This is a genomic window from Hyphomicrobium sp., assembly GCF_003987855.1.
Lineage (GTDB): Bacteria > Pseudomonadota > Alphaproteobacteria > Rhizobiales > Hyphomicrobiaceae > Hyphomicrobium_B.
Genome location: NZ_RXIZ01000007.1, coordinates 380612 through 397514, shown reverse-complemented (window position 1 = coordinate 397514; position 16903 = coordinate 380612). Strand labels below are relative to the sequence as shown.

Genomic DNA, 16903 nt, shown 5'->3' with positions numbered 1-16903 from the left:
CTGCCATGCCATGAACGAACGCTGGTTGTCCATCATTGGGATCGGCGAAGATGGTCGCGACGGGCTGACCGCCGCAGCGCTTCGCCTCATCGACAGCGCAGAGCTTGTCATTGGCGGACGGCGGCATCTTGAGCTCGTCGGAGACATACCCGGAGAGAAAGCGGAGTGGCAGAAGCCGCTCGAAGCAACGGCGACATCCATCGTGGCTCGAAGAGGGCGACCGGTCGCCGTCTTGGCGTCGGGCGATCCTTTCTGGTTTGGCGCGGGCGCGACGCTAGCGCGGACGATACCGATCGAAGAGATGCTCGTCGTGCCGTCGCCTTCGAGCTTTTCGATTGCCGCGTCGCGCCTTGCCTGGCCGCTGCAGGAGATAACCACGCTGGGTCTCAATATGCCCGGGTTCACGCCGCTTTTACGCAGATACCTGCATCGCGGGCGACGCATTCTCGCTCTGGCGCTGAACGGTGGCACCGCAAGGGAAATTTCGTCCTTGCTGACCGCCGCAGGTTTCGGCGAGAGCGAGATGATCGTGATGGAAGGGCTCGGGGGTAAACGCGAGCGTATTCGATGCGTCACGGCGGCGAACTTCGATCTTCAAGAGATCAATCCCCTGAACATCATCGGCATCAATGTCGTTGCTGGCCCGGACGCGCGGCCAATCCCATTTGGTTCAGGCTTGCCTGATAGCTACTTCGAAAATGACGGACAGCTGACGAAGCGCGAAATCCGTGCGGTAACACTGTCGTCGTTACGTCCTGGCGCAGGCGAGCTTCTGTGGGATGTCGGGGCCGGGAGCGGGTCGATCGGGATCGAGTGGATGTTGGTACATCCTGCGAACAGAGCGATCGGTATCGAACGCGATGAAAGTCGCGCAGCGCGGGCAACACGGAATGCAATTGCGCTTGGAGTGCCGCATCTCGACATTCGAAGTGGATCCGCACCGGACGCTCTTACGGGGCTGCCAACGCCAGACGCGGTTTTCATCGGCTGCGGTACGGCAGGAGGAAACGTCATCGCTGCTTGCTGGCAGGCACTGAAGCCGGGAGGGCGGATGGTGGCTAATGCGGTCACGCTTGAGTCCGAGCTGGCGCTGCTTGCTGCATTTCACGGGCATGGCGGCACCCTGACGCGCTTTAGCGTCGAGCGCGCGGAGCCGGTCGGTTCGCGCACGGCCTGGCGACCCGCAATGCCGATCATGCAATGGGTCGTCGAGAAACCGCGGAGCATCCCATGATTGTCGTCGGGATCGGAGCGAACAGTAGGGCTCAGGGCTCTGATTTCATCGCGGCCATTGGCGACGCCGCGCGAGCAGCGGGCGGATGCGACGTGGTCGCGACCTATGGCGAGGCTGCGTTCGCCCACCAGGTGAAAGAGGCGGCTCAGTCCGTAAGGCAGGCGTTCGCGCCGATCTCTATCGAGGCACTTCGCGCGCGCAACTATGACTGTGCGACGCGATCGGAACGCACAATGGCATCATTCGGCGTGGCTTCGATTGCGGAGGCGGCTGCTCTGGCCGGCGCGGGAGAGGGTTCGCGTCTGATCATGCCGAGACGCATCGTGGGCAATGTCACTATTGCAGCGGCGCAATCCGGCAGTGCGCAAGGACAAGAGCGATGACGGTCCATTTCATCGGGGCCGGTCCAGGGGCAGCCGATCTCATAACGGTCCGGGGACGCGATCTGATCGCGAGATGCCCAGTCTGTCTCTATGCGGGTTCGCTCGTCCCTGAAGCTCTGCTGACGCATTGCCCGCCAGCGGCGGAAATCGTGGACACGGCACCCATGTCTCTGGACGAGATCATAGCGCGCATCGTGAAAGCAACGGACGAAGGCAAAGACATTGCACGGCTGCACTCGGGAGATCTTTCGATCTGGAGCGCGCTTGGCGAGCAGCTCCGCCGTCTCGATCAACTGGGCATTGCCTATTCGATCACTCCAGGCGTTCCCTCGTTTGCCGCCGCAGCCGCCGTGCTCGGGCGAGAGCTGACCTTGCCTGAAGTTGCCCAGTCTGTCGTTCTGACGCGGACTTCCGGGCGCGCCTCGTCGATGCCCGAAACAGAACAGCTCGAAACGTTCGCAGCGACGAAGGCGACGCTCGCGATCCATTTGTCGATTCATTCCATCGAGGATGTCACTCGACGTCTTCTTCCATTCTACGGCACGGACTGTCCGGCCGCCGTCGTCTACAGGGCGTCATGGCCGGACGAGCAGGTTATCCGCGGTACGCTCGGATCGATCGTCGATCGCGTGTCTGCGGCGCGGCCGGAGCGCACGGCGTTGATCATCGTAGGGGAAGCGTTGGGGCGCGACGACTTTCGCGAGAGCGCGCTTTACAGCGTCGACTACCAGCGCCGATTCCGAGGTCGAGCCTAATGGCCAGCGGCCAAGCATTGCCGCGCGGTATCATGATTGCGGCACCGCGATCGGGTTCGGGAAAGACGACGGTTACGCTCGGCTTGCTGCGGGCGCTGCAGCGGCGCGGCCTCGCGGTTCAGCCATTCAAATGCGGACCCGATTACATCGATCCGGCATTCCACGCTGTGGCGGCCGGCCGGCCTTCCTTCAACGTCGATAGTTGGGCGATGCGCTGGGAAACGGCGGGCGCCGTTCTGGCCGAGGCGGGAAACGACGCTGACATCGCGGTTTGTGAAGCGTTGATGGGACTTTTCGATGGTGTCGCCCGCGACGGATACTGGGGCAACGGCGCCAGCGCCGACATTGCCGCGAAGACCGGATGGCCAGTCGTGCTCGTGCTAGACGTCTCCGGCCAGTCTCAAACGGCCGCCGCTGTGGCCCGAGGATTTAAGGATTTCCGAGAAGGCGTGACGCTCGCGGGCGTCATTCTCAACCGGACGGGAAGCGCGCGTCATGTCCGTTTCGCGCGCGAGGCGCTGGAACGCGCGGGTATTCCTGTCCTCGGCGCTCTGCCACGGGAAAAGGCCGTCGTCCTGCCTGAGAGACATCTCGGTCTCGTCCAAGCCGAAGAGACCGCAGAGATCGAGAGCCGCCTTGACGGCTTGGCCGACTTCATCGCGGCCAACATCGATATCGATGCCATGATCGGCCTCGCGGATCGCAGCAGCGTCGTTGTGCGGCCGGACGTTCGCATAAAGCCGCCCGGGCAACGCATCGCATTGGCACGCGACGCCGCGTTTTCTTTCGTGTACCCGCACGTTCTTGCCGGCTGGCGACAAGCCGGCGCGGAGATCCTCCCTTTCTCACCGCTTGCCGACGAGGTCCCGGATAGCTCGGCGGATATCATTTGGCTTCCCGGCGGCTATCCGGAATTGCACGCGGGTACCCTCGCCGGTGCGCGGCGCTTCAGAGCAGCCGTCTCGCAATTTGCCAAGTCGCGGCCGGTCCACGGAGAGTGTGGCGGGTATATGGCGCTCGGCGAGGGCTTGATTGACGCCGATGGAGCCCGTCACGAAATGATCGGGCTGTTGGGCCTCGAGACTTCTTTTGCCTTGAGGAAGATGAATCTCGGGTATCGGAGGGTCGAGCTGCTGGAAGCATGTCCTCTGGGCAGCCCAGGCGAATTCCTGACCGGGCACGAGTTTCACTATGCGACGGTGCTGGCGGAACCGGACGCGCCCCTATTCAAGGCCATGAACTCGGACGGAGAACCGGTGCAGGGTGGCGGCAGCAGGCGGGGCCTGGCCACCGGCTCGTTCTTCCATTTCATCGACAAATAGGCCTTAGACGGGCCGTCCTTTGGGATTTGCGGAACCGCCCAATGTCCGCTTGTTTACCAAGCGATCGGGCTACGGAACTTTTTCGGGCCATTGCGCATTTATGTCTGGAAGGTTCGCCGGAACCCGGGGTAAGCGACAAAAGTTAAACGGAATCCGTCAATAAGGCTTTTTACGATGGGCACTGGCAGTGACCCCAAGCGGGGGGACGCAGTCATTACACAGGCACCTCTACCTGTTGAACTCCAAGGTCAAATTGGGCAGCGGCTGAGGGAGGCATATGTTGAACTGATAAACGAGCCGGTCCCTGACCGGTTCGTCGATTTGCTGCAAAAATTAAAACAGCGCGAAGAGCAGGGGCAGGGAGGAAAGTCGTGACAATACGCGACGACGACCTGCAATCTCTATTGATAGCAGCGGTGCCAAATCTGCGTGCGTTCGCGAACTCGCTTTGCGGCGATCCAACGCGCGCTGACGATCTGGTGCAAGATACGCTCGTTAAAGCGTGGTCGAACCTTGAAGGTTTCGAGAAGGGTTCGAATTTAAAAGCGTGGCTTTTCACAATCCTGCGAAATACCTACTTCTCTGAACTTCGTAAGCGCCGCCGGGAGGTCGAGGATGCCGACGGCGCCATGGCCGAGCGGATGTCGGTGCTGCCGGAGCAGCAGGTCCATATGGATCTTGTCGATTTCAAAAAGGCATTCGGCTGTTTGAGCGACGATCAGAAGGAAGTCTTGCTGCTTGTCGGAGCGGAAGGTTTCTCCTACGAGGAAGCTGCAGAGATCACGAACGCGGCTGTGGGAACCGTGAAGAGTCGTGTGAACCGCGCGAGGGTTGCGCTGAACAAGGCGCTTGGATTCGAGGCAGGGGAAAATATCAACCCCAACGGCGAGTTCGCTGGGATAACGCGAACCGTCAGTCGCGGATGAGAAGCTAGTTCTTTCGAGTTCTGTCGGCCCTCTTCCGACGGAATGCCATAACTGGGAAGGTTAGCGCATCAAGGCGCCGGTAGCCTTCTTGCTGAATGACGAGCTTACGAGGTGCACTATGTCGATCGCTGAATCTATCGCTCCCCATCTTCCGTATCTTCGCCGTTACGCCCGGTCGCTGACGGGCAGCCAGGCGTCCGGTGACAACTACGTTGCAGCGGTATTGGAAGCCCTGATTGCGGACTCGGATGCATTCGACAGGTCGATTGCGCCACGCGTTGCATTATACCGCACCTTCACGAAGGTCTGGAATTCGGTGGCCGTTAATCGGATATCCGATGACACCACGGAGATCGACAAGCCGCTGCCGGAACGCAGGCTCGAGTCGATCACGCCGCTCCCGCGGCAGGCGTTTCTTCTTGTGTCAGTCGAAGGTTTCTCGACTGCGGAAGCGGCTCAGGTGCTCGATGTCACGCCTGCGCACGTCACAGAGCTGCTGCAGATGGCCGGAGCGGAGATCGCCGAGCAACTTTCAGCAGATGTTTTGATCATCGAAGACGAGCCGCTTATCGCGATGGATCTGGAGGCGCTCGTTGTCGATATCGGGCATCGGGTACAGGGCGTCGCACGCACCCATCAGGAAGCAGTTCTCGAAGTCGCTAAGAAAGCGCCGTCGCTCGTGCTCGCAGATATTCACCTCGCAGACGGAAGTTCGGGCCTTGAAGCGGTCAACGAGATCCTGGAGACGATCAGCGTCCCGGTGATCTTCATTACCGCATTCCCCGAGCGCCTGCTGACTGGCACCAAACCAGAGCCGGTGTTCTTGATTACCAAGCCGTTTGAGCCTGCAGTCGTCAAAGCGATGATCAGCCAATCGCTGTTCTTCGGTTTGAAGTCCAGGAAGCCGGGGCAGCGCGCAGCCTAAAGCGCTTAATGTATATGAGGAATATCGGCGCGGGCCCTGTGGCTCGCGCCTTTTTTGTTCGCTTGGAAAGCGGGCAAACAAAAACGGCCGGTTTCACCGGCCGTTTGAGATCTAGCTAATTCCTGCGTCAAGCGCGGCGTATGAAGCTCGCGATTATCGAGACGACGAAGAGAACGATCGCAACCCAGAAAATGAGACGAGCGCCTTCCATGGCCGTGCCGGCAACGCCGCCAAAACCAAGCGCGGCCGCGACGATTGCCACGATCAGAAAGACGACTGCGTAATAAAGAAGATTTCCCATTCAAGTCTCCGATGTACTGCCGGCAATGCCGTGCATCGGTGAACGCCCGACCCTTTGTGCCGGTTCCGGACGAAATGAGATGTGAGGGTCAGAAGCCGAAAACCGCCCCTTAAAATGAGAGTTCGCGCCGCTCGGGGGAAAGCGGGCGCGAACTCTTCGAAGTGATGCCACGCCCTGGGCCACGGGGGGAGTGGGAGGGAGTATCGGGCGCGGTCACGCATATTTAACGTACCGACCGTGCGTGGGTTCCGCGCTCGATGTCGCCTGCGCATATTTCTCGAACAGCGAACAGCGCGCGAACATCCCAGTGTTTTGGCATGCGAATGGACCATTCTTACCGGCCGAGGCCGGCATTCTCCTGATTAAAAGATGGTAAGGCGTCGGGCCCGGTTATGCGCGCTCGCGACGCGCGCCGATGTTGGCGAGCGGTCCGCTGAGGGTCCACTTCAGGCCATCGACATCGCTCGACGCCTGTACAGCGAGCTTCAGACCCTGCGACGAAAATCGTTCGACGACCGATGTGCCGTAGCCTTTAGGTCCGTCGGCGACGTACGGCGGGCCGCCAGTTTCTATCCAAGATATGCAGATCGTCTCATCAGTGGGGAACTCCCACGACAGCCGCACCTCGCCCATCGCTGCTGATAAGGCCCCATGTTCAACCGCATTCAAGGCCAGTTCGGTCAGCACCATTCCGAAAGTTTGGGCGGCCTCTGGCGTAAGCGATACGGGCGGCCCAGACACGGCGACACGGTCCGCACTCGTGCGCGCCACGGCGCCGATCTCAGCCAGCGCGAGAGTCGCCAGATCGACGCTTTGCCAATCCGACGCCACAATCAGATCCTGCGAAGCAGAAAGGCCTGCCACGCGCAGAGTGAAATCCTTGAGATGCGATTTTACGTCAGCGGCATCGCGCGCGGTGAGGCGTGCCATCGCGAGGATCAACGCAAGCAGATTTTTGGAACGATGGGAAACCTCGCGCAGGAGAGCGTCCGTGCGTGTGAGATTCACTTTCTGGTCGGTGACGTCGTAGGCAACACCCGATAACAGCGTAGCCCGAGCGCCCCTGCTGGCAATTTTACCCTTTGGACCGATCGCGGCTCCGCGCACCGCAATCCAGCGAATGTCATGCTCGGATCGGCGGACCCGAAATTCGATTCCGAGCGGTTTTCCCGCGCTTATGGTTCGTCTGATCGCGTCCAGCAGCTTTGGTCGATCATGCGGGTCGATGAGGTGAAGAAGCTCACGTGCAACCTGATCTTTTCCGCTCCAGGATGGTCCCAGGAAAGCCGCCACTTCGGCGTCCACAGACACAAGGCCGGACTGTAAGTTCCATTGCCACACGCCTACACTTCCCGCGCTCAAGGCGGTGCGAATCCGATCCTCGCCCATTTCAGTGGACGATGGACGGCGGAGTGACGGCTCTGGCGGATCGTACGGCGTCGGCATTCCTGATTGCGTCAATTGGTTTGAATCTCTTTCGATAATACTCCGCGTCAGCAGTGTCGCGCCGGTGAACGATGCAATGGCGAGCAAGGATGAAATTGCCAGGAAGGTCATCCAGTTTCGCCGTATGTTTTGATCCAATGACCTGGACGGAATGCCTGCCGTAATCCTCCAGCCAAATTGCGACGTGTTAGCGAACGCTTCAATGAGGGCAGGGTTGCCTGAGACCTCGCTTTTTCGGGGGGTTAACTGCTTTCCGTCGGCTTCGGCATACACCTGACCATCCGCCCCGACGATCGAGATCGACCAGGGACCGTCGGCGACGAAGTTCTTGAATGTCGATGCAAGGTAAGAGGAGGGAACCTGCGCCTGGACGAGATATGGCGGATCACTCTTGGATGCGGACGCCAACCAGATGTTAATCCCACCGTCTGCGGTGGCGCCGTATCGCGTAATCTGCGGCACAAGTGTCGTCAGGGCAGCGGCTGCCGCAGACCGCGCCGCGGTATCTACACTGACGACCGCTGCGTTGGCGCCGTTTGCCGGAGACAACAGGTCGAGATTGGCCCCTCTGGTAAACAGCACGATGCCACGAGCCTCCAGTTCCGAGCGGAGGCGATCGTAAGTGTTCTCAGTTGCCGTGGCTGGCGTTCCGGGCAGCGCTTTTATTATCCGTAGGAGAGACGACATCTGTTCGTCGAATACGGAGGCCGCGACCAGGGCGCGCCCCTGAACCGACTGATGCAGGATACCGAGTTCGCGCGCATGCATCTCGTTAAGGAGATATGCGGCGAAGCTTAACGAAGGAATGAGGATTCCGAGGCACAGGAAATACGCCGCCCGGCGGGCGGACGCGCCTGGATTGGCGGCAAGGGCGAAGATCCCGGCTAAGAACTGCTGGATGTTATTCACAATGAACTTCATATCGTAGCGGCGCCGCCAGAATCCGCCGGCACATGAAATGCATAAGTCAGCCAAAGGTTCCGGCACGTAGTACCAGCTTCACTCGGCATCTAGCCTCTCTGAACTAGGCCATGGTCGACCTGACCGCCACGATTGTGACATAAGATCAGTCGATTGCTGACCAGGGACATGACAGTAGGGGACCCATGACTGTCTCACGGATCCGGCTGAGATTGCTTTGGCTGACGCTGTTCGCGTTCGCCGTGCAGATCGGTGTTGCGGATTTTCATCATCATGTCTCACGCGGCGCGGGCATCGAATCCCGGGCCCTCACGGCCGGGATGTGCCGTCCAAGTGACGGAAAATCTTGCCCCCCTCTTCATGATCAAGACGGCTGCGCGCTCTGCTGGGCGACCGCAATTGCTGCGACGTCGCTGACGCCTGCAATCTTTACCATGCCGGCCCCTACTGAAACAGCGGGTGTTCGGCTGCGAACGTTCGAGCCCGTGCCGCTGCGACTGGCCTATAGCTACATGGCGAGGGCGCGTGGCCCGCCCGCTGGTTCCGTCGGCTGACAACTGGCTGCGCGACCGAGGTCGTGTTTGCCCCTTTCCTGAAATTCCGATCAGGCCGTCCGGCTTCAGATGCCGCGGCTTTCAACACTCGGCGTCGCGCACGCATGACGTGCAGCAACGCGTCACCTATTGGAGCAATCATCATGAATACCAAGACCGTAATCGCTTCCCTGGCGATCCTCGCCGCGTTTCCCGCACTTGCAGAACAAGCCGAGCACCGTCACCTCGGGCCCCATGTCCACGGTCAGGGCACGCTCGACATCGCGATCGAAGGCAAGAAGATTGAGATGGAACTCGTGTCGCCGGGCATGGACATCGTTGGCTTCGAGCACGTCGCGACGACCGACGATCAGAAAGCTGCCGTCGAAAAAGCAAAAGGAAAGCTTGCCGACGTGCTCAACGTGTTCCAGCTGCCGGCAGCAGCGAAGTGCAAGACGGAAACGGCCAACGTCGAAAGCCGCAAGGAAACGCACCAGCCGGGTGAAAAAGACGACGATGACGACAAGCCAGGCGAGCCGCAGCACTCGGAATTCCATGCCACTTACACGATTACCTGCGAGGCGCCCGAAAACATCACCGGTATGAAGACGGCGTACTTCAGTGACTTTGCTGGCGGTCAACTTCTGAACGTCAACGTCACGACCTCGAAAGGGCAGACGCAGGCGCAAATGACGCGCGAGAAGCCGACGCTCGATCTTACCGGCGTGATGTGATCATGAACGAACTCGTGGCGGCATCCGCCATGACCCAGAGAGAGGGCGTTCGCCCTCTCGATGCGGTTTCGTTCGCCGACGTTCATTACACGTGGCCCGGGCCGTCGCCCTTCACTCTCACCATCGAGAGCTTCGAGCTCCAGCGCGGTGAGAAGCTTTTGCTGCTTGGTCCTTCGGGCAGCGGCAAGAGCACGTTTCTCAGTTTGTTGGCAGGCATCGTCGTTCCGGATCGCGGACGAATAGAAGTCGCAGGACTTGATATGGCGAAGTTGAGCGGGGCGGCGCGCGATCGCTTTCGCGTCGATCACTTCGGCATCATTTTCCAGATGTTCAATCTGCTGCCTTATGCGTCGCTCATCGACAATGTCCTGTTGCCTTTGCGCTTCTCGACGAAGCGCCGCGAGCGGGCGCTCCGCGAGGGACCCATCGAGGATGTGGCAAAGCGGTTGCTCTCAGCCCTGGATCTCGACTCAACGGTGATTGCCGAGAGCCGCGCTTCGAGTTTGAGTGTGGGCCAACAACAGCGTGTCGCGGCGGCTCGTGCGTTGATCGGCGCGCCGAAAATCATCGTTGCGGACGAGCCGACCTCGGCGCTTGATCGCAATACGGAAGGCGCGTTCCTGAAGCTTCTCTTCTCGCAGAGCGAGGAAGTGAGCGCGAGCGTCATCATGGTCAGTCACGATGAGGGCCTCGCCCCGCATTTCGATCGCACGGTACGTCTGCAGGACATTGCACTATCAAAGCGGGGAGCGCTGTCATGATGATCGTGCGTCTCGCGCTTCAGTCGTTGCTCAACCGCTGGGTGACTGCGGTGCTCACCGTGCTTGCCATCGCGATGAGCGTCATGCTGCTTCTTGGCGTCGAAAAAGTCCGAACCGGAGCGAGAGAAAGTTTTGCCGATACTATTTCGGGAACGGACTTGATCGTCGGTGCTCGAAGCGGCAGCCTCAACTTGTTGCTCTATTCGGTGTTCCGCATCGGCAATGCCACAAATAACGTGACCTGGAAGAGCTATCAGGACATTGCGAGCATGCCGGAGGTGGCATGGATCGTTCCGCTGTCATTGGGAGACAGTCATCACGGCTTTCGGGTACTTGGTACGAATGCCGACTACTTCACGCACTACAAGTTCCGGCATGGCCAAAGCATGAGCTTTGCCTCGGGTGGTCCGTTCAAGGACCTGTTCGATGCGGTTATCGGCTCGGATGTTGCCCAGCAGCTGGGATACAAGGTTGGAGATAAGATCATCGTCGCGCACGGCGTCGGCTCCATCTCCTTCGTTGAACATGCCGACAAGCCGTTTCGCGTTGCGGGAATCCTAGCGAAAACGGGTACGCCGATCGATCGCACGGTGCATGTCAGTCTGGAAGCGATCGAAGCCATTCACATCGATTGGCAGAATGGCGCGCCGGTTCCGGGTGAGAGTGTGTCCGCCGATCAAGTCCGCAAGATGGATCTCACGCCGCGCGCCATCACTGCTGCGATGGTCGGTCTGAAGTCCAAGCTCGCGACGTTCAAAGTACAACGGCGCATCAACGATTATCAGGAAGAGCCGCTCTCGGCGATCATGCCGGGCGTGGCGCTGCAAGAGCTATGGGGACTTGTCGGAACGGCCGAGACAGCGCTTTCGGTCGTATCGGCGATGGTCGTCGCTACCGCTCTTCTTGGTATGGTGACGATGATTCTGACCACGCTCAATGAACGGCGCCGCGAAATGGCAATTCTCCGCTCGGTTGGGGCAACGCCAGCGACAGTCCTTGGACTGTTGGCGGCGGAAGGCGGATTGCTGACGCTTGCAGGCGTTGTGGTTGGGACGGTTGGTCTTTATGCGGGGTTATGGCTTGCTCAACCTTATATCGACCGGACCTACGGTTTGAGCCTTGCGATTGATCCACTGCGACCTGACGAATGGGTGAAGCTCGCGTCGATCGTTGGGGCTGGTTTTCTCGCTGGGTTGCTACCGGCGCTGCGTGCGTATCGGCTATCGCTTGCCGACGGCATGATGGTCAGGATTTGAACTACAATACGAGGGAGGCGAACATGCCGCTCAATATCGCTGTCCTGCTGAGGGGCCTAGTGTCCCTCGCGCTTCTGGTGGGGCTCACCTCCCTGGTTTCGGCCGACGCGCCAAGACAACTGAAGTGGGCCGATCTCATTCCGAAGACGATGCCCTCAAACACGATCATGAAATCGAAGACGTTCTTTGGCGGATCGGTGCCGTTGTCCGACGCGGGCCCGCCACCTCCGCCGTTGCCGGAGGGGAAGTTCATGTCGATCAAGCGGCATCAGCCGGGCGATGATCGGCCACCTGCCATCGTGGCGGAGTTGAACGGACAGAACGTGTCGATCGGCGGCTATGTTGTTCCGCTCGATTTCGAGTCGACGACGGTAAAGGAGTTTCTTCTCGTGCCCTTCGTCGGAGCGTGCATCCATGTGCCGCCGCCGCCCGCCAACCAGATCATCTACGTCAAGACCGACAAGGGATTCGAGGTGGGCGGACAGTTCGATCCGGTCACGGTTACCGGCAAGATCAATACAACCGTCGCCTCTACGGGACTAGCCGATGCAGGTTATACCCTGATCGCCGACACGGTGGCGCCACGCAAAGAGTAGCTCGATGATGGGAGGCTTGAGTTGTTAAATCCTACCAGGCAGAGTTTAGAGTGTGGTTTTTTCTATCGTCTGCGGGATTCGCAACGCGGACGTTCTTACGCTGCCGGCGTCTAATAAGCTCAGCAATTCTTCTTCGTTCGTAGAGGCGGGGGACGCCGATAGGTTCGCTCTCAGGTTAACGCACACTTGAGAGGATTACCCATGTCACTCACGAATCTGACGCGCAGATCGGCAATTGGCGCCGCGCTGGGCTTGGGTCTGGTCGGATTTGCTGGTCTCGCATCGGCCAACGACATCACGCTGCTCAATGTCTCTTACGATCCGACGCGCGAGCTCTACCAGGCTTACAATCAGGCTTTCGCCAAGTACTGGAAAGAGAAGACCGGCGACAACGTCGCGATCAAGCAATCGCACGGCGGCTCCGGCAAGCAGGCGCGATCCGTGATCGACGGCATCGATGCCGATGTCGTGACGCTCGCGCTCGCGGCAGACGTCGACGCTCTCCATAAGAACGGCGATCTCGTTCATGCGGACTGGATCAAGCGCCTTCCCGATAACTCGGCGCCTTATACCTCGACGATCGTGTTCCTGGTGCGCAAGGGTAATCCCAAGGGTATCAAGGATTGGCCGGACCTGACGAAGCAGGGCGTTGAGGTCGTGACGCCAAATCCGAAGACATCAGGCGGCGCCCGCTGGAACTATCTCGCTGCCTGGGGCTATGCCCTGAAGCAGCCCGGCGGCAGCGAAGACACGGCGAAGGATTTTGTCAGCAAGATCTACAAGAACACCAAGGTTCTTGATTCCGGCGCACGCGGCTCGACCACGACTTTCGTCGAACGTGGCATTGGCGACGTGCTGATCGCCTGGGAAAACGAGGCCTATCTTTCGCTCAAGGAACTCGGCCCCGACAAGTTCGAGATCGTGACGCCTTCGATCTCCATCCTGGCTGAGCCCAGCGTCGCCGTCGTCGACAAAGTCGTCGATAAGCGCGGCACTCGTGCGGTTGCCGAGGAATATCTGAAGCATCTCTACAGCGAAGAAGGTCAGGAGATCGCGGCGAAGAACTACTATCGTCCGCGCGACGAGAAGATCGCTGCCAAATACGCGAGCCAGTTCGGCCCCGTGAAGACCTTCACGATCGACGAGTTGTTCGGCGGCTGGACGAAAGCGCAAGCCAAGCACTTTGCAGATGGCGGCGTATTCGACCAGATCTACACGCCGGGCAACAAGAGCTGATAGCTCGGCTCAAAAAGAACTCGCGCGTCGCTCTGTCTGGTGCCGGAAAGCTCCTCCAATCCTCCCGGCGCCCGATGGGGCGATGTGCGAAGCGGCTAATCAAGCTCCCTTTGATGTCATGGAATCAAGCGATGTGGATCCGAACGTCCATCCGCAGGACCTGTTGTTGAGGCGCGTCTCCAAACGGAAGTCGGCGCGGCAGCAGAGGCCCGCAGACAGAAGCTCCTCTTAAGGTTCACCATTCGAAGGACAATTCCATGTCGACAACATTGATCGTGCCGGGATTGAGATCCAGCGGACCGACCCACTGGCAAACCTGGCTGGAACATCGCGTCCCGGGCAGCATTCGCGTGACGCAGCGCGATTGGAACGATCCGCACCTCCCAGATTGGTCCAGCCGCATACGCCGGGAGATCGTACAAGCCGAGGGACCTACCTTTATCGCGGCTCATTCCTTCGGTGCCCTTGCGGCCGTGCAGGCGGCGAGCGATCATTCAAATCGAATCAGCGGCGCGTTGCTTGTTGCTCCAGCCGATCCGGAGCGCTTTGGAGTGGCGGAATTCCTTCCGACCAACCACTTGGGCTTTCCCGTGATTCTTGTCGCAAGCACGAACGATCCTTGGATGTCTCTGCAATCCGCAGAGCGGTGGGCGCGGCTGTGGGGCGCGGATTTCATCAACCTCGGAGCCGCTGGCCACGTCAACTCTGAAGCTGGATTCGGACCGTGGCCGGAAGCGCTGTCGCTTCTTGAGCGGCTGCATCGCGCAGCGGAAATTCGTAGAGCGGCAGAACGCCTTGCCGCGCTGAGTCTATCGCAGACGCAGCCTGTTCGGCGGCATTGGCTGGCCCGGAGAAGGCACTCGCTTTCACGTGCGTCGACAATTGGAGAAGGGTCAGACCTCGGTCGCGCTGCGTCACTGCTGCGTTCGGCGGGCTGGGTCGTACACGCTCCGGACTCCGCTATGGCAGGTGGCAACGTAGCCACTCCGCTATGACAGAAAAGTGTAATGGGTTCCTTGAGCAATTGACACCGCTCTAGGGTTCCAGAGAAAGTGATGGAAATCAAAGCGCTAGGCAGAAGCGAAATCTGTCCAAACAGACGGGGGTCTGAAGTCAAATGAAGCCGGTGTGGGGAAGTAAGAACGCGTGGCGGTACGGTGCGGCCGCGCTTTTGATTGGGGGCTGGGCGATGCCCGCAGCCGCTGCGGACCTCGGCGGGGACTGCTGCGCGGATTTGGAAGAGCGCGTTGCAGAACTCGAGGCAACCACGGCGCGCAAGGGCAATCGCAAGGTCAGCCTGACCGTTTCTGGTTGGGTCAACGAAAGCGTCATGTGGTGGGACGACGGCCACGAGAGCAACACCTACGTCGGCACCAACCCGGTTGAGCAATCGCGCTTCCGCTTCGTCGGCGAGGCGAAGATCGACAAAGACTGGTCGGCTGGCTACACGCTCGAAATCGGCGTTTGGGGCGCGAACGCCGCGCGATGGAATCAGGACAGTCCTGACGGTTCGCTGAACAACGGCAATACGACGGCCAACACCCTCGTAGTCCGCAAAAGCAGCTGGTTCGTGAAGAGCAACACCTACGGCAAAGTCTCGGTTGGCCAGGATGCCACCGCGACCTACCACTTGCTCGACGATGCGGACACGACCCTCACGCGTAACTTCTACGACGCCGAGGGTGCGCCCGACTACATTCAGAACTTCTTCCTCAGGACGACGAGCGGTGCGGCTGTCGGCAACAATCTGACGTGGGGCAACATCCTCCGCGGCTTCAATAACTCGACGCCGGGCGACGATGGCCGCCGCAACGTCGTGCGCTACGACTCGCCGACGTTCGCGGGCTTCAACGTCGCGACGGCGTGGGGCGAAGACGACATCTGGGATATCGCACTCATCTACAAGAACACGTTCGGCGATTTCTCCTTCAATGGTCGGGCCGGTTACGGTCAGAGCACCGACGGCGCGTCAACGCCGTGCCACGGTTCTGGTTCGTCGCCTGACAATGCCTTGAACTGCGAGTGGTGGGGCGTTTCGGCTCAGATCCAGCACGTTCCGACGGGGCTTTACGCTTACGGCGGCTACGGCAATCAGCACGACGGATCGAACAATGCTGCCGTCGCTGCGAAAATCCTCGATAAAGACTCCGAGACCTGGTTCATCCAGGGCGGTATCGAGAAGAAGTGGCTGCCGCTCGGCAAGACGAACTTCTTCGGTGAGTATCGTCGCGATGACGCCGGTTCGTTCGTGAGCATCAACAGCAGCACGGGCGCGGCAACGACTGTAACGCAGGGCGCGAACGTCAAATTCTGGGCTGTAGGCGCTGCGCAGAATATCGAGGCTGCGGAAACGACCCTTTATCTCCTCTACCAGCACGCCGATGGCGATGTTGTTCTTGGAAGCGGGGCGACACCGGACCTGTCTTCGTTCTCGCAAGTCGTTGGCGGCGCGAAGATCAACTTCTGATCTGAAGATTGCTGCTGACCGCAGCCACGAACTCTGACGCTCCCGTCAGACTCCTGCGAGAAGAGGGACTTTAAGTCCTCCTTCTCGCCATTTCACCAAAAGCGTATGCCGCTTGAGCAAAGCTCGCGGTCATCGTAGTTCGCTCATAAGCTCAGCATTTCTTCTTTGTTCCGCCGATATCGTTGCTCGGCTATCCGTATTCACAGAGGTTTAAACAACTGTGAGCGGTGCAATGGCGATCGCAATGGCAAGGAAAGAAGAAACCACCAATTTCCAACATGCGGATGGTATTCCGACGAAGCTTTCGCTCGTCGTCGGAGAGAATCTGCGGCACCTGCGGAGAAAGCACAGCCTGTCGCTGGAACAGCTTTCGCACCTGTCGGGCGTCAGCCGTGCCATGCTGGGGCAGATCGAGACCGGCAAAAGTGCGCCAACGATCAATCTGCTCGGGCGCATTGCAGAGGCTCTGAGAGTTTCGGTCGCGAGCCTCATTTCCAACCCTGGCACAGGCGGAACCGTGATCGTCCCGCGCGATCGGGCGACCACGGTCACCTCGGGCGAGGGCGGCTTCGTGAGCCGCGCGCTTTTCCCATGGGGCGATCCTCAGAGCGTCGAGATCTACGAGGTAACTATTGGTCCGGCCCACGAGGAAGCCTTTGCAGCCTCGGCGGCGGGCACCAAGAAGAGCCTAGTCTTGCTGTCGGGGGAAATTATCGTGACGGTGGGCGAAGATGCTCCGGTTCGCCTAGCCAACGGCGATACCATTCTCTTCAACGCCGATGCGCCGCATCACCTCAACAATCCTGGCGGCGATGACGCAAAGGCATTCCTCGTTGTCACCGCGTTCGATGGCGCCAATTCGCGCAGTCGACCGGCCTAACTTCCCCGGTCTCCCTCCCGCCCGTCCTCCAAAATCGAAAATGCTTAGCAACTCTTCTTCGTTAGAGGGGGCCGGCCTCTCACATAATGTGCAGCTCGTTCGCTTCAGCGGAGGCTTGGGACGATGATCCCACATATACAGAATTTTGGCGTCGCGCTCGCCTGGGGCAGCGTTTTCGCCGTCGCCGGTTTCATCGTCGCTTTGACCGTTCTTGTTTAGGGCGCGAA

The 16903-nt window shown here is 59.7% G+C and carries 17 protein-coding genes; 15 read left to right on the top strand and 2 right to left on the bottom strand.

Annotated elements, in window-relative coordinates; genetic code table 11:
* Nucleotides 1-10: 10 nt before the first annotated feature.
* The 7 genes from cbiE to EKK30_RS07215 all read left to right on the top strand — a co-directional run bounded on the left by cbiE (nt 11) and on the right by EKK30_RS07215 (nt 5545).
* Nucleotides 11-1234, top strand: coding sequence for a precorrin-6y C5,15-methyltransferase (decarboxylating) subunit CbiE (gene cbiE, locus EKK30_RS07245; protein WP_290982451.1), 1224 nt, complete (start codon nt 11-13; stop codon nt 1232-1234).
* Nucleotides 1231-1617 carry a cobalamin biosynthesis protein gene (locus EKK30_RS07240; RefSeq protein WP_290982448.1) on the top strand — a complete coding sequence of 129 codons (387 nt, stop codon included), beginning with the start codon at nt 1231-1233 and terminating at the stop codon, nt 1615-1617. The genes cbiE and EKK30_RS07240 overlap by 4 nt, the downstream gene beginning before the upstream one ends.
* Nucleotides 1614-2372: a precorrin-4 C(11)-methyltransferase gene (cobM, locus tag EKK30_RS07235; protein ID WP_290982446.1), complete on the top strand. Its 759-nt coding sequence runs from the start codon at nt 1614-1616 to the stop codon at nt 2370-2372. The genes EKK30_RS07240 and cobM overlap by 4 nt, the downstream gene beginning before the upstream one ends.
* Nucleotides 2372-3694: a cobyrinate a,c-diamide synthase gene (locus tag EKK30_RS07230; protein WP_290982443.1), complete on the top strand. Its 1323-nt coding sequence runs from the start codon at nt 2372-2374 to the stop codon at nt 3692-3694. Before cobM ends, EKK30_RS07230 begins: the two co-directional genes overlap by 1 nt.
* A gap of 174 nt (nt 3695-3868) precedes the next feature.
* The gene (locus tag EKK30_RS07225; RefSeq protein WP_290982439.1) at nt 3869-4069 is read left to right on the top strand and encodes a NepR family anti-sigma factor; all 201 of its coding nucleotides are present in this window, start codon (nt 3869-3871) and stop codon (nt 4067-4069) included.
* A complete protein-coding gene (locus EKK30_RS07220) occupies nt 4066-4620 on the top strand; it encodes a sigma-70 family RNA polymerase sigma factor (RefSeq protein ID WP_290982436.1) in 555 nt (184 codons plus the stop codon). Before EKK30_RS07225 ends, EKK30_RS07220 begins: the two co-directional genes overlap by 4 nt.
* A 118-nt stretch (nt 4621-4738) precedes the next feature.
* Nucleotides 4739-5545 (top strand): response regulator, encoded by an 807-nt coding sequence (locus EKK30_RS07215; protein WP_290982433.1) that lies wholly within the window; start codon nt 4739-4741, stop codon nt 5543-5545.
* A gap of 127 nt (nt 5546-5672) precedes the next feature.
* Here the strand turns inward: EKK30_RS07215 and EKK30_RS07210 are convergent, their stop codons facing one another.
* Nucleotides 5673-5846, bottom strand: coding sequence for a DUF1328 domain-containing protein (locus EKK30_RS07210; RefSeq protein WP_290982430.1), 174 nt, complete (start codon nt 5844-5846; stop codon nt 5673-5675).
* A gap of 390 nt (nt 5847-6236) precedes the next feature.
* A complete protein-coding gene (locus tag EKK30_RS07205) occupies nt 6237-8213 on the bottom strand; it encodes an HWE histidine kinase domain-containing protein (RefSeq protein WP_290982428.1) in 1977 nt (658 codons plus the stop codon).
* Nucleotides 8214-8910: 697 nt separating this feature from the next.
* Between EKK30_RS07205 and EKK30_RS07200 the strand changes: the two genes are divergently transcribed.
* The 8 genes from EKK30_RS07200 to EKK30_RS07165 all read left to right on the top strand — a co-directional run bounded on the left by EKK30_RS07200 (nt 8911) and on the right by EKK30_RS07165 (nt 16676).
* Nucleotides 8911-9480 carry a DUF2796 domain-containing protein gene (locus EKK30_RS07200; RefSeq protein ID WP_290982425.1) on the top strand — a complete coding sequence of 190 codons (570 nt, stop codon included), beginning with the start codon at nt 8911-8913 and terminating at the stop codon, nt 9478-9480.
* A gap of 2 nt (nt 9481-9482) precedes the next feature.
* The gene (locus tag EKK30_RS07195; protein WP_290982422.1) at nt 9483-10241 is read left to right on the top strand and encodes an ABC transporter ATP-binding protein; all 759 of its coding nucleotides are present in this window, start codon (nt 9483-9485) and stop codon (nt 10239-10241) included.
* Nucleotides 10238-11497: an ABC transporter permease gene (locus EKK30_RS07190; protein ID WP_290982419.1), complete on the top strand. Its 1260-nt coding sequence runs from the start codon at nt 10238-10240 to the stop codon at nt 11495-11497. Before EKK30_RS07195 ends, EKK30_RS07190 begins: the two co-directional genes overlap by 4 nt.
* A gap of 23 nt (nt 11498-11520) precedes the next feature.
* Nucleotides 11521-12093, top strand: coding sequence for a DUF3299 domain-containing protein (locus EKK30_RS07185; protein WP_290982417.1), 573 nt, complete (start codon nt 11521-11523; stop codon nt 12091-12093).
* Nucleotides 12094-12294: 201 nt separating this feature from the next.
* Nucleotides 12295-13329, top strand: a complete 1035-nt coding sequence (locus EKK30_RS07180) for a sulfate ABC transporter substrate-binding protein (RefSeq protein ID WP_290982414.1) — start codon at nt 12295-12297, stop codon at nt 13327-13329.
* A gap of 257 nt (nt 13330-13586) precedes the next feature.
* Nucleotides 13587-14324, top strand: a complete 738-nt coding sequence (locus EKK30_RS07175) for an alpha/beta hydrolase (RefSeq protein WP_290982411.1) — start codon at nt 13587-13589, stop codon at nt 14322-14324.
* Nucleotides 14325-14446: 122 nt separating this feature from the next.
* Nucleotides 14447-15796 carry a porin gene (locus EKK30_RS07170; protein WP_290982408.1) on the top strand — a complete coding sequence of 450 codons (1350 nt, stop codon included), beginning with the start codon at nt 14447-14449 and terminating at the stop codon, nt 15794-15796.
* A gap of 244 nt (nt 15797-16040) precedes the next feature.
* Complete coding sequence (locus tag EKK30_RS07165) at nt 16041-16676, top strand: XRE family transcriptional regulator (RefSeq protein WP_290982405.1); 636 nt, start codon at nt 16041-16043, stop codon at nt 16674-16676.
* The last annotated feature ends 227 nt before the right edge of the window (nt 16677-16903 follow it).

What these genes read in the sequence shown, in the direction of transcription:
- cbiE (WP_290982451.1), top strand. Translation starts at nt 11, where the DNA reads ATGAACGAACGCTGGTTGTCCATCATTGGGATCGGCGAAGATGGTCGC.
- EKK30_RS07240 (WP_290982448.1), top strand. Translation starts at nt 1,231, where the DNA reads ATGATTGTCGTCGGGATCGGAGCGAACAGTAGGGCTCAGGGCTCTGAT.
- cobM (WP_290982446.1), top strand. Translation starts at nt 1,614, where the DNA reads ATGACGGTCCATTTCATCGGGGCCGGTCCAGGGGCAGCCGATCTCATA.
- EKK30_RS07230 (WP_290982443.1), top strand. Translation starts at nt 2,372, where the DNA reads ATGGCCAGCGGCCAAGCATTGCCGCGCGGTATCATGATTGCGGCACCG.
- EKK30_RS07225 (WP_290982439.1), top strand. Translation starts at nt 3,869, where the DNA reads ATGGGCACTGGCAGTGACCCCAAGCGGGGGGACGCAGTCATTACACAG.
- EKK30_RS07215 (WP_290982433.1), top strand. Translation starts at nt 4,739, where the DNA reads ATGTCGATCGCTGAATCTATCGCTCCCCATCTTCCGTATCTTCGCCGT.
- EKK30_RS07210 (WP_290982430.1), bottom strand. Translation starts at nt 5,846, where the DNA reads ATGGGAAATCTTCTTTATTACGCAGTCGTCTTTCTGATCGTGGCAATC.
- EKK30_RS07205 (WP_290982428.1), bottom strand. Translation starts at nt 8,213, where the DNA reads ATGAAGTTCATTGTGAATAACATCCAGCAGTTCTTAGCCGGGATCTTC.
- EKK30_RS07200 (WP_290982425.1), top strand. Translation starts at nt 8,911, where the DNA reads ATGAATACCAAGACCGTAATCGCTTCCCTGGCGATCCTCGCCGCGTTT.
- EKK30_RS07195 (WP_290982422.1), top strand. Translation starts at nt 9,483, where the DNA reads ATGAACGAACTCGTGGCGGCATCCGCCATGACCCAGAGAGAGGGCGTT.
- EKK30_RS07190 (WP_290982419.1), top strand. Translation starts at nt 10,238, where the DNA reads ATGATGATCGTGCGTCTCGCGCTTCAGTCGTTGCTCAACCGCTGGGTG.
- EKK30_RS07185 (WP_290982417.1), top strand. Translation starts at nt 11,521, where the DNA reads ATGCCGCTCAATATCGCTGTCCTGCTGAGGGGCCTAGTGTCCCTCGCG.
- EKK30_RS07180 (WP_290982414.1), top strand. Translation starts at nt 12,295, where the DNA reads ATGTCACTCACGAATCTGACGCGCAGATCGGCAATTGGCGCCGCGCTG.
- EKK30_RS07175 (WP_290982411.1), top strand. Translation starts at nt 13,587, where the DNA reads ATGTCGACAACATTGATCGTGCCGGGATTGAGATCCAGCGGACCGACC.
- EKK30_RS07170 (WP_290982408.1), top strand. Translation starts at nt 14,447, where the DNA reads ATGAAGCCGGTGTGGGGAAGTAAGAACGCGTGGCGGTACGGTGCGGCC.
- EKK30_RS07165 (WP_290982405.1), top strand. Translation starts at nt 16,041, where the DNA reads ATGGCAAGGAAAGAAGAAACCACCAATTTCCAACATGCGGATGGTATT.